This window comes from Paraburkholderia sp. SIMBA_030 (assembly GCF_046535245.1).
Lineage (GTDB): Bacteria > Pseudomonadota > Gammaproteobacteria > Burkholderiales > Burkholderiaceae > Paraburkholderia.
Map to the genome: position 1 here is coordinate 1 of NZ_JAWRXB010000045.1, position 10,853 is coordinate 10,853.

A 10,853-nucleotide genomic window follows, 5' to 3' on the forward strand; every position below is an offset into this window, starting at 1 on the left:
AAAGCAGTCCCCGGCGGAAGCTGGCCCTAGCCAGCAAGACGCTCCAACGAGCGTTCGCTTTCAACTGGAGCGAAGGATGCCTCTGTTGGATCGAAGGCGGGTATTGGCGAAAGGCTGCATGCGGCCACAAGCGGACGGTCGATATGGCCGTTTGGATCGTTGGCAATCGGCGTTTGACGCGCAGTCACCGTATATCGGGCGCGTGCTGGCCGTTGGTTGGACTTCTTCCAATCGACGACCTTCGCCATGGTTAAAGTTTTCGATGTGATGGCCGTTAGATCCAGTGTGAACGGAAAAGTCCAACAACAGGAACGTTATGGATCGCATCCAAAAATACCGGATCATTGGCGTAGCAACTGGAAACGGAATTTTTTTGCTGGCCTGTATCTATATTGGGCGGTCGTTCAATTCTTGGGCGAAATCTATAAAGATATACCTGTGCTTAACCGCTCTCTCGATCCTGGTGTTTCTCTTAAGGAAGCGAAAGACCATTGCGTCTGGAAGACAGCATTGAATGGCTGCTTTGTAGAAACATGACCGGCAGCTTCGGGGGCGTGCTGCCGACCGCAGACTTGCGCAGTTCACATTGCATATGCCGTTTGCATGAGGCAGTGCGCGGCCAGCTTCAGCCAATTGACAAAGACTTGTGACCGTCCGTTAGCGAACCGGCAGGCGACGCTCCCTACAACTCAGCTAATCGGCAGCCCTTTAGGAAACCGCGACGCCGCCGTTAAGTATTAGACCCAGAGTCGAAACAGTCGGCCGCATCTGATTTTCCTGGAGTACATTCCGGCCGCTCTCTCAGGTTCTGGCCGCATTTTCCCCTCGGAAAGACCAGGACTTTTCCAAGCCGATCCTTTACGGGATCGGTTTTTTTCGTCCGGCTCCCCCGCGCACTCGGCGACAGCCGGGCGTTGCTGGCATGCGTGGATCAATTGGCGTTAGGTGCCAAGCTGTGGGCGGTGCGGCATCCAGTCGAGCCAACCCCGGCTATCGTTGACTATCCACTCGCGAGCCTCTACATCGTTGGTAAAGCCGGTGATCTGCTGTTCGTAACCGTCAGGCCAGGTAGCTCGCACGAAATACCCCGATCGGTCATTAAGCTGCACCGCTTCAAATGTGATGCCTTGCATATCGCCCATATTGGCCCCCGTATTTTTTGTGTCTCGATCTTACGGCGCTGGACGGGTGTCCCGTTAGAATCCGGGCTCTAATCCGGCAGGCGGAGGACAACGGGTTTTGCCAGAATAAGAAAATGCCCGTCAACGACGGTCAAGCTACTAAGCGTGCGCCCGGGAAAACGAACGGAATTTTCTGCGGCGCAAAGTCGGCATCCGCCCACTAGAAAGTAAGAATCCCCGATGCATTCGTTCCCGGCCGTGAACGTAACGGAGCCAACGCCCTGCCAAACGTAACCGCCAGTCCGCACTAGACTGAAGACTGCGTACAACCTTTCAAAAAAATTACATGCGATACGGGATGGAAGATACCGCGGAGATCACACGGCTGCCTTTGTTAGCTTTCACGGAACTGCCGCGACCCGACATTGCAGCAGGTTTGGATCGCTATCTTTGGAGGCGTGCCCGCTTTGGATTCGCTGAGCAGCTTGTCGACGCATTGGACGACGTTAGTGCGGGTTCAGCAGGCGCCTTTCTTTATCACAAAAAAAGCGGTCTCCTGTTCGAGCACGTAGAGTTTGGTTATCACCAGTTACTCCTCGCACACTTGTGCGCCCTGCACAAAATGGATTTTTCCCGCGAGCAATTGAAATGGAACTTGCATAAGTTTCACTACGCGGACCCAATCAAAAAGCTGTCCGACGAGTTCGTAAACGAAGGGTATGGGCTGTTTCTTTCGACTTGCGCGAACGGAAAGCGTATCACCGTCGGACAGACCTTCCCATGGGAAGCACTTGAGCAATCAGCCTTTGGCAGTTTTGAACGAGACGTGATTTGATTATTGCCACCATCATTTCAGAACCGGAATCGCCGAACGCCGCAACTGCGAGAAAACGTCCGCAAAAGGCAGAGCTACGGCCGTTCACGAGCAGTCTGCTGACGGGCCGTTGTGGGTCGCGTGGCGCCATTCGCTAGCGCGCCCGTGAGGCCATTTCGGACCAGATCAAGCGTCGCCGAATGGATTTCCTTTTTTGGCGGATGGCGCCTGCGTCTTCGTGGCCAGATGGTTCTGCAACCAGTAGGTAGCTTTGTTCAAGCCAAGCGCGTGCCAGTCCTGACCGATTTCGCAGACGAATATTCGATCGTCCGATGCGGTTGCAGGCGCAAACGCATTCGCTAGTTCCTTGGCACCTCGATCAGTGTTGAGCACCAGGAACGCTCCCATTTGATGAAGATGCAAGAACTCGTAGTCGCTGTCAGAAAGCTGCGCTGCGATGTCCTTGATTTTTCTATGCTGCTCTGTCGGGGCCCCGATAAAGATGCTGACAAGATAGGTCACTTTCTTGCTCATGCGCGCCCTCGCTGTGTCGTGTTTGAGGAAATGAAGGATGTTGATTGTGACACAGCGGGGACCGGCATCTCTAGAAGGTTTGCAACGAACGTCAACGTTAGATCGCGTGCTGCGAACACGACAGGCACTACGCGGACATCACCAGCCACATGCGCCATGCGCCGTGCGGTGTGCGGTTGGCACTCGAGTGGCCGGTTCGTATGGATATCGGACCATTACCGCGCGTCGATGTGGCGGATTTCCTCTGAATCGCACTCTGCCCGAGGTGACGTCTTGTGCCGCATCTCTCGGTCGCAGTCACCCAGCGAGACTGCCGACAAATTGCTTGATGCTGGCCAGGACGGGTTGCTGATTCCCCGCGAAGACCCAGTGATCGGCACCCTCGAGCTCGACGAATTGCGCCTGCGCGATGTGGCTGGCGAGATGCCGCCCGGCGCCGATGCGAACGGCGCGGTCGCCGTGACGGTGGAGCACCAGAGTCGGAACGGAAATTCGGCCCAAAAGATGCCGCACGTCCATATCGCGCAACGCCTCGAGCACGCCCTTGATGGCTCCCGGGCTCGACGCGGCCCGGAGCAAGCCTGCCCACCAGGCTCTCGCCTGAGGATCGCCAGAGAGGCTCGGCGCGAACGTCTCGATGCCGGCAGGCCCGCCCCAGACTGCGACGAGCTGCTGCAGCCACACGTCATACTGACCAGCCTGCAGAGCGTGCGAATAGTCGGGTGTCGCGCTTCCCTTCGCTAACGAGCCGAACAGAATGAGGCCTGCGACACGATCGGGGTGATCAGCGGCAAATTTGATGCATGCCGGTCCACCCTCGGATGCGCCAAACAACACGACCCGGCGGCTGCCGGCGGCGTCAAGCACCGTGCCGATGTCCTGCGCGGTTGCGTCGACGCTGGGATTGAACCCGACCCGGTCGGAAAGCCCGATGCCGCGACGATCGAGCAGGATGAGACGGCCCATCCCGGCGAGGGAGGACAGGAACGCCCGGCACTGGGGCTCCTCCCATACTCGTTCGACGTGGGACACGAAACCGGGCAGCACCAGAACGTCCATGCGGCCGGCGCCGTAGGTCTGGAACGCGAGATGGACGTCGCCACCGCTGACGTAGCGCGTCGGCGGTGGGTCCTCGATCGGCAACGTTGCGCCGTCGTTCAGCAGCGCCCGGGTCTCGGTTTCGGGTGCCACATCGAGCTCGTCGCGAAGGCGCTGCGTCAGGGCCTTGAGGCGGCGCTCCGCCGCGGCCCGATCTCCGGCGAGCAGGAGATTGCGGATGAGGTGCCGGCCGTACACTTCGCTGAGCGGATCGAGCTCAACAAGACAGCCGGCGTGCGCGGCCGCTGCCGCGTAGTCGCCGGTGACGTTCTTGTCGTGCACTACTCGCTCGAGCGCCTGGATCGCCCGGCTTCGCAAGGCCTCCCGGCGAAAGAAAGCCCACTCGTCGAACTGGGGGCAGTCGCCGGGCGAAAAACCCTCGAGAAAGGCGCCGCGATAATGGCGGCACGCCCGCTCGAACTCGCCGCGGTCGCAGGCTTGCTCGAACAGCTGCGAATCCACCTGCAGATCGATCGCTGCCGACCATCGAACTGTTGACCGGTCGGTGGTGATAACGTCGTCGCCAAGCGTGAGCTGGACGCGATGCAACAGACGCCGCAGCCGCGCCCGTACAACCTCTTCGCAGTCTTCCGGCCACAACATCGTGGCGAAGACGTCTCGCCCGACTGAGCCCTTCGCTTCGGCGAGGTAGACCAGCAGGGCCAGGCCTTTGCGCAAGGGCAGCTGGCACAGCCGGTCGTCCCGACGGATCTCCGGAAATCCAAGCGTCCGCACGCTGAACAGAGCCATGGCGAGGCGACCCTCAATGACGGCGTCCGGGGGACGCTCAGGGGACGAGGCAATCCTACCATTGCCTGCAGACAATGGTCGCTGGACTCATTGCGACGGATTGAACTGGAGGATTGCCATGAAGAACCTGGGCGAGCATGCGATCGTGATCGGCGCCAGCGTGGGGGGGCTCCTGACCGCCCGCGTACTGTCGGATTTCTATACCATCGTCACCGTGCTCGAACGCGATGCGTTTGCTGCAGCAGACACGCCGCGCAAGGGCGTGCCACAGGGTCGTCATACCCATGGGCTCCTTGCGCGCGGCAGCGCGGTACTCGAGGAATTCTTTCCAGGATACAACACCGAGGTCGTCGCGCAAAGCGGCGGCTTGATCGGTGATGTCGCCAACGATGTGATCTGGATAGGTCGCAACGTCAGGCTTGCTAGCGGCACGAGCGACCTGATCGGTCTGCTTGCAAGCCGTCCCGTGCTCGAAGGCCATCTACGCCGACGGCTCCTGGGATTGCCGAACGTGCGCGTCATGGAAAGTTGCGCTGTGCGGGGTCTTGCCACCGACCCCGTTCGCAAGAGCGTGACCGGTGTGCGCACATGTGTCGAGGGCAAGCCGGAAGAGACCATCAACGCGGACCTTGTCGTTGATGCGACTGGCCGTGGCTCATCCAGTGCGGCGTGGCTTGAAGAGCTCGGCTACCAACCTCCCGCCAATGAGAAGGTCGAGATCGGCATCTGCTACATGACCCGTACCTATCGACGTCGGCCGACTGATCTTGACGGCAAGCACGGTATCGTTGTTGCCGGCAGTGCGCCGAACTGGCGCAACGGCGTCATGCTCGCGCAGGAAAGCGACAGCTGGATCGTCAGTGCCGGCGGTTTTCTTGGCGACGACGCGCCCGACGACGACCAGGGCTTTGTCGCGTATCTGGCGACGCTGCCGACCATGGAGATTCACGACGTTGTCGCACGAGCGGAACCGCTAACCGATTACAGGCGCTACCGCTACGCCTCCAGCCTGCGCCGGCGGTACGAGAAGCTTGCACGCTTCCCCGGGAACTACCTGGTTTTCGGTGACGCCATCTGCAGCTTCAATCCGGTCTACGGGCAGGGCATGACGGTCGCGGCAGAGGAAGCGCTGACGCTGCAGCAGTGCCTGCGCGCGGGCTCGAACGATCTTGCGCGTCGATTCTTCAGGGCGGCCGCGAAGATCGTCGATATTCCGTGGGACATCGCGGTTGGCAACGACCTCCGCCATCCACAAGTCAAGGGCGCGCGCCCGCCGATGCTGCGTTTCATCAACTGGTACATTGGCAAGCTTCACCTTGCCGCGACACGCGACAGCACGCTGGCGACCGCGTTTTTGAAGGTTGTAAACCTGATGATGCCGCCGTCGTCGCTGCTCAGCCCTGCGATCGCCAGGCGGGTCTGGCAGGGCAACCGGAGGCCTGTGCTATCGGTTCCCTCGCCTGCAATCGAAGCAGCGAGGCGGAATAGCGCATCGTCATGATCTGGCATCACGGTGTTGACCTGCGCAGGCGTCTAACGCGCGCTCGCCACAATGGCGCTCACGATATCCGCCGATTTTGAAACCGAACGTTAACAGCGGCGGGTCGGGCGAACGTCCGGAAAACGGCTTCTTGCCGCCCCTCCACGGCTACTTCATGAACGTTGGCCACGGCCGACAAGCGAAAGGCGATCTCGTGCGAGCCAATGGCCGTTGGACTTTGAGAACGGCCGTTGCCGTTGCGGCGATCTGGATGACGGGTCGATCGGAGACGCTCGCGGGCGTTGCTCACCGGCCGAGGCACGTGTAAAGACGTGCAGAACTGACGACCGGAAAAGCACCGTTGGAAGTGCAGTTGCATTGCACCTCGACGCGGGCGGCTGACCGGATTGTGTGATGCCGGGGAGCAAGGTCACGCGAGTTCACGCGCCGTCCAACTTGATTGCCCGCATCGCCTTGACGAACCCGAGAATCGTGATGACGCGCTTGAGGTTGTATGCCAGGACATGCAAACTCATTTCAGTCGCGACGTGACCCAGCCCGTGCGTCTGGACGTGGGTCGAACCCATCCAGTGCTTGAGCGTGCCGAACACGTGCCCGACTGTACGGCGTTCGTATCGTCATTGCATTGAGTTGGCGATCCAGCATTGACTGCATTGCCTCAAGCACCGATTCGTGCTCCCATCGCCGGATACGCCTGTAATCAGATGGCGTACATTGACTTTTGATCGGGCAATTCGGGCAGGCGCTGCTCCACGAGGTGCGCAGGGTCATCGGATTGTCGCGCTCAACCGAACTAAACCGGTAAATCGCCCGGTGCCCCACCGGACAGTGATACTGGTCATCCTTAGCGATATAGGCGAAGTCAGTCCGGTCGAACCACCCGTCGGCCCTCGCGCCAGATGTCAGCGATTTCGGCACCATCGCGGCGATGCCTGCGTCATCGCATGCCTTGGTGTACGACGGAGTCAAGATTCGCACCGAACTCAGTGTTGCACACGGCGAATTCCTGTTGGCCGCGACCGCGCAGAACTTGCAGTTGCAACAAATCGTTGAGGGGCAAGCCCATGCCAGGGAAGAGCAGACACGGACAGGGCGCGCAGCGGCGCATCCAGGTACTGATGGGCGTAATCCTGGTCATTGTGATGGTGACAGGGGGGTGGATCATTCACCGAACTCGGGCGGTCGCACGCCAGACTTCCCTCGTTTTGGCATCGGCCGCGACGACGGCGAACGACGCGGGAACCTATGACCGCGCAATGCGCTTCGCGATACTGGCGATGGGGAAGAGTTGGCTCTCGCCGGGATCGGTAGAAGCAGAGCCGGAGCTTATGCGCGGCGCGCAAGCATCAATGCAAATTGCGTTGCTCAGCGGGCATCAGGATGCGGTTGATTCCGCCGTCTTCAGCCCGGACGGTAAGCGGGTGGTGACCGCGTCCTGGGATAGGACCGCGCGGGTGTGGGACGTGCCTACGGGCAAACAGATCGTGCAGTTCAGCGGGCATCAGGATCTGGTTTATTCCGCCGCCTTCAGCCCGGACGGCCGACGCGTGGTGACCGCGTCCGCGGACAGGACCGCGCGGGTGTGGGACGTGCCCTCGGGCAAACAGATCGTGCAGCTCAGCGGGCATCAGGATTGGGTTTATTCCGCCGCCTTCAGCCCGGACGGCCGGCGCGTGGCGACCGCGTCCGCGGACAGGACCGCGCGGGTGTGGGACGCGGCGACGGGCCAGGTAATCGCGCACCTCACCGGGCATCGGGGACCGGTTTTCTCCGCCGCCTTCAGCCCGGACGGCCGGCGCGTGGTGACCGCGTCCGCGGACAGGACCGCGCGGGTGTGGGATTCCGCGACCGGCCAGCTGATCGCGCAGCTCACCGGGCATCACGAACTGGTGAGCTCCGCCGCCTTCAGCCCGGATGGCCGGCGCGTGCTTACCGCGTCCGATGACAAGACTGCGCGAGTGTGGGATGCGGCGACCGGCCAGGTCATCGCGCGACTCACGGGGCATCGCGGACCGGTTTTTTCCGCCGCCTTCAGCCCGGACGGCCAGCGCGTGGTGACCGCGTCCGATGACAAGACCGTGCGGGTATGGGATGCGGCGACCGGCCAGGTCATCGCGCAGCTCACGGGGCATCAGGGACCGGTGAGCACCGCCGTCTTCAGTCCGGACGGCCGGCGCGTGGTGACCGCGTCCGATGACAAGACCGCGCGGGTGTGGGATGCGACGACCGGCCAGGAGATCGCGCAGCTCACCGGACACCAGGGGCCGGTGAACGCCGCCGCCTTTAGCCTGGACGGCCAGCGGCTTGTGACTGTGTCCCGTGATAGGACCGCACGCGCGTGGGACGCGGCGATGGGCATCTTGCTGCTCAGCGGGCATAAGGGGTGGGTTTATTCCGCTGCCTTCACCCCGGACGGCCAGCGGGTGGTGACTGCGTCCCGTGATGGCACCGCGCGGGTGTGGGACGTGGCCACGGGCAGACAGATTGCGCAGATCAGCGGGCATCAGGGGGCAGTTTTTTCCGCCGCCTTCAGCCCGGACAGCCGGCGGGTCGTGACCGCGTCCGCCGACGGAACCGCGCGGGTGTGGGACGCGGCCGCGGGCAGACAGGTGTTGCTGCTCAGCGGGCATCAGGGACCGGTTGATTCCGTCGCTTTCAGCCCGGACGGCCAGCGGGTGGTGACCGCGTCCGCGGATCATACGGCGCGGGTGTGGGACGCGGCCACGGGCAAACAGATCGCTCAGCTCAGCGGGCATCAGGGCGCAGTCTTTTCCGCCGCCTTCAGCCCGGACGGCCAGCGGGTAGTGACCGCGTCTGTGGATCAGACTGCGCGGGTGTGGGACACCGCGACGGGTCTGGTGATCGCGCAGCTCACCGGGCACCAGGGACCGGTGAGCTCCGCCGCGTTCAGCCCGGACGGCCAGCGGGTGGTGACCGCGTCCGCGGATCATACGGCGCGGTTGTGGCCGATCCGATGGCTCATGCAGAATCGAGGTCGGAGCCTGGCTAAAGCGGTGTGTAACGAAAAGCTCGCGGGAGCAAACCTGATTACAACCGGTGATGAAGCTGCCCTTCCTCTCGTACGCGGGCGCCTTGCCGAAAACGTATGCGGATCGTGACTCGCCGACCCGACGGGGCGAGCTGCCGCGCACTACTTCCTGCTCGAGGGGCGGCCGCACGCCGCCATCCCTTGCGAGCGTGACCGGACCGCCACATGAGTCGCAATTGCTCGCTTCGCCGTCATGCGAATCGTCGTCCAGAAGGATTTCACCAGCATGGCCATCGGTCAGAAGGACCCACCGCGACGGGCAAGGATGCGCGGCGACCGAGGTGCGCGCGAAGCTCGGCCATTACCCGGAGCTGGGCCGCGCGGCCGCGAAGGCGATTCCGCATGCGACGCTCGTCGAGTTCACGGGGCTCGGACACGCGCCGCAGATGCAGGACCCGGACGGGTCTCACAAGGCGCTGCTCGAGGGACGGACTGGTGGCGGTGCCGACGAATCGCTGAGCGTTCAAACGGCTTTCTGTCCCGCTACAGTACCGAGGCGACCGAGGCGAAACTTCTTGGCAGCTACTTTATGGTTCTTCGCGGATTTCCAGGGAGGACGCTTGCGGACAGGCTGTAGTCTCGTCTTTGCGTTTAGAGGTCATTTAAGCGGCTGCTCGACTCAAATAACAGACCTTGGCGCTCGGATCGAGGGATGAACCAACCGCGCATATGGAACCGAGTGCCGCCCGCTTGAAGTGCGCTCTGGCGTCGCCGCGCAGCGGCGCAGAGCCTGCGTTTGCATCACAGCGAAGATCCCCCGCTCCTGGCCGGGCAACGGCTCGCTGTCAATGGCGGCTTGGCCGACCCGGTTGTAGCCGGCCAGATCGCATCAGAACCTGAAGATCACATTCAGGCTCGGACCGTTGAAACGCAACGTTTGCACGAGTTCGTCTTCTTCATCGCCTCAATCTACCGCCCACCTGATCTGCGCCAACTTGACGAAGCCCCCCACGTTGTCTGACGTCGACATGGGCACTGGCATACAGGCCTGCTGCGGATACTTTGCAATAGTCAGGCGAAAGGCAATCTCCACTTCGGCGGGATTCCTGATGAGGGTATCCACCAGACCATGCCCTTCAGCGGCCGCACTACGACGTCCTAGAATTAGGAATACGGGGCGGGGGCAACATGAAACGTGGACTGATACCGGGGCTGCTGAGCGGTGTGCTGCTTGCCGGCTGCATGTCCGCCGGGGTCGAAGTGAGGCCTGAACAGATGGCGAGCTTCAGGCGCGGCGTGACGACGCTTCAGGAAGTGACCGCCGCGCTTGGCCCGGCATCAGTGCAGACCGCGCTGGACGACGGATCGATGCTGCTCGTATACACGTACGTAACGTCGAGGCCGCACCCCGAGAGCTATATCCCGTTTATCGGGTCGCTGGTTGGTGGTGCCGACACGCGTTCGTCGGCAGCCGTGTTCCTGTTCGATACGCGCAGCGTCCTCAAGAGTGCGAACACCACGACCTCGAACGTCGGCACGGGTCTGACCACCGACCGGCACACCGTACCCGCGCCAATCGTTGAGGCGCCCATCGCGGTCAGGAGTAACCGGCCGGACGCCGTGCAGAATATTGAGCCCCTCGTCGCGGTCAAGAGCATTCCGCCGCCCGCCGCGGGGAGCGTCGAGCCGCTTCCGGAAGAAGAGCAGCCGGGACCGGAAATCAGCGTCGGACCGCCACCGGAATAAAGCATCTAGCCGGATTCGAACAATCAGCTCAGAGATGCGGTGTCACCGCGGCATATGTAGCCCGACGCGAAAGAGCATCACTCGTCGAAACCGAACTTCCGGGTTCGGCCAATTTGAGACGTTCGGCTGCGTCCCGCGAACGGCCGCTTCCGATTAAACCTGCCCCCGAGATCGCAGCCTCCTCCGTATTGCCGGGCTGGCCACGATAGCGTTCGCCCTCAACGGGGCTTTCCCATCGAAATTCGTCACTGATTCGGGCGCAGCATATTAAGGTAATGGACCTCGACACCCGCTTACGCT

The 10,853-nt window shown here is 62.0% G+C and carries 8 protein-coding genes and 2 pseudogenes; 6 read left to right on the forward strand and 4 right to left on the reverse strand.

All coding sequences use genetic code 11. The annotated features are described in order from the left end of the window. The first annotated feature begins 246 nt into the window (after positions 1 to 246). Positions 247 to 537 carry a hypothetical protein gene (locus SB772_RS38760; protein ID WP_410838352.1) on the forward strand — a complete coding sequence of 97 codons (291 nt, stop codon included), beginning with the start codon at positions 247 to 249 and terminating at the stop codon, positions 535 to 537. 404 nt (positions 538 to 941) lie between these two features. On the opposite strand, the gene SB772_RS38765 is transcribed toward SB772_RS38760, so the two are convergent. Further along, a complete protein-coding gene (locus SB772_RS38765; protein ID WP_410838353.1) occupies positions 942 to 1,142 on the reverse strand; it encodes a hypothetical protein in 201 nt (66 codons plus the stop codon). 337 nt (positions 1,143 to 1,479) lie between these two features. Between SB772_RS38765 and SB772_RS38770 the strand changes: the two genes are divergently transcribed. Continuing rightward, the gene (locus SB772_RS38770) at positions 1,480 to 1,956 is read left to right on the forward strand and encodes a hypothetical protein (protein WP_410838354.1); all 477 of its coding nucleotides are present in this window, start codon (positions 1,480 to 1,482) and stop codon (positions 1,954 to 1,956) included. A gap of 165 nt (positions 1,957 to 2,121) precedes the next feature. Here SB772_RS38770 and SB772_RS38775 read toward each other — a convergent pair whose 3' ends face one another. Then, positions 2,122 to 2,469 (reverse strand): hypothetical protein, encoded by a 348-nt coding sequence (locus tag SB772_RS38775; protein ID WP_410838355.1) that lies wholly within the window; start codon positions 2,467 to 2,469, stop codon positions 2,122 to 2,124. Between the two features lie 297 nt (positions 2,470 to 2,766). Further along, positions 2,767 to 4,317: an alpha/beta fold hydrolase gene (locus SB772_RS38780; protein WP_410838356.1), complete on the reverse strand. Its 1,551-nt coding sequence runs from the start codon at positions 4,315 to 4,317 to the stop codon at positions 2,767 to 2,769. 118 nt (positions 4,318 to 4,435) lie between these two features. On the opposite strand from SB772_RS38780, the gene SB772_RS38785 reads away from it, so the two are divergent. Then, positions 4,436 to 5,818 carry an NAD(P)/FAD-dependent oxidoreductase gene (locus SB772_RS38785; RefSeq protein WP_410838357.1) on the forward strand — a complete coding sequence of 461 codons (1,383 nt, stop codon included), beginning with the start codon at positions 4,436 to 4,438 and terminating at the stop codon, positions 5,816 to 5,818. 419 nt (positions 5,819 to 6,237) lie between these two features. Here the strand turns inward: SB772_RS38785 and SB772_RS38790 are convergent. Continuing rightward, positions 6,238 to 6,769: pseudogene (locus tag SB772_RS38790) on the reverse strand (transposase); the annotation flags it as partial. A gap of 167 nt (positions 6,770 to 6,936) precedes the next feature. Here SB772_RS38790 and SB772_RS38795 point away from each other — a divergent pair. From SB772_RS38795 to SB772_RS38805, 3 genes and pseudogenes are all read left to right on the forward strand, one after another. Continuing rightward, entirely contained in the window at positions 6,937 to 8,937 is a 2,001-nt protein-coding gene (locus SB772_RS38795; RefSeq protein ID WP_410838358.1) for a WD40 repeat domain-containing protein, read from the forward strand. Positions 8,938 to 9,087: 150 nt separating this feature from the next. Then, positions 9,088 to 9,295: pseudogene (locus SB772_RS38800) on the forward strand (alpha/beta fold hydrolase); the annotation flags it as partial. Positions 9,296 to 9,995: 700 nt separating this feature from the next. Beyond that, positions 9,996 to 10,553 carry a hypothetical protein gene (locus tag SB772_RS38805; RefSeq protein WP_410838359.1) on the forward strand — a complete coding sequence of 186 codons (558 nt, stop codon included), beginning with the start codon at positions 9,996 to 9,998 and terminating at the stop codon, positions 10,551 to 10,553. The last annotated feature ends 300 nt before the right edge of the window (positions 10,554 to 10,853 follow it).

What these genes read in the sequence shown, in the direction of transcription:
- SB772_RS38775 (WP_410838355.1), bottom strand. Translation starts at nt 2,469, where the DNA reads ATGAGCAAGAAAGTGACCTATCTTGTCAGCATCTTTATCGGGGCCCCG.
- SB772_RS38785 (WP_410838357.1), top strand. Translation starts at nt 4,436, where the DNA reads ATGAAGAACCTGGGCGAGCATGCGATCGTGATCGGCGCCAGCGTGGGG.
- SB772_RS38805 (WP_410838359.1), top strand. Translation starts at nt 9,996, where the DNA reads ATGAAACGTGGACTGATACCGGGGCTGCTGAGCGGTGTGCTGCTTGCC.
- SB772_RS38760 (WP_410838352.1), top strand. Translation starts at nt 247, where the DNA reads ATGGTTAAAGTTTTCGATGTGATGGCCGTTAGATCCAGTGTGAACGGA.
- SB772_RS38795 (WP_410838358.1), top strand. Translation starts at nt 6,937, where the DNA reads ATGGGCGTAATCCTGGTCATTGTGATGGTGACAGGGGGGTGGATCATT.
- SB772_RS38780 (WP_410838356.1), bottom strand. Translation starts at nt 4,317, where the DNA reads ATGGCTCTGTTCAGCGTGCGGACGCTTGGATTTCCGGAGATCCGTCGG.
- SB772_RS38770 (WP_410838354.1), top strand. Translation starts at nt 1,480, where the DNA reads ATGGAAGATACCGCGGAGATCACACGGCTGCCTTTGTTAGCTTTCACG.
- SB772_RS38765 (WP_410838353.1), bottom strand. Translation starts at nt 1,142, where the DNA reads ATGGGCGATATGCAAGGCATCACATTTGAAGCGGTGCAGCTTAATGAC.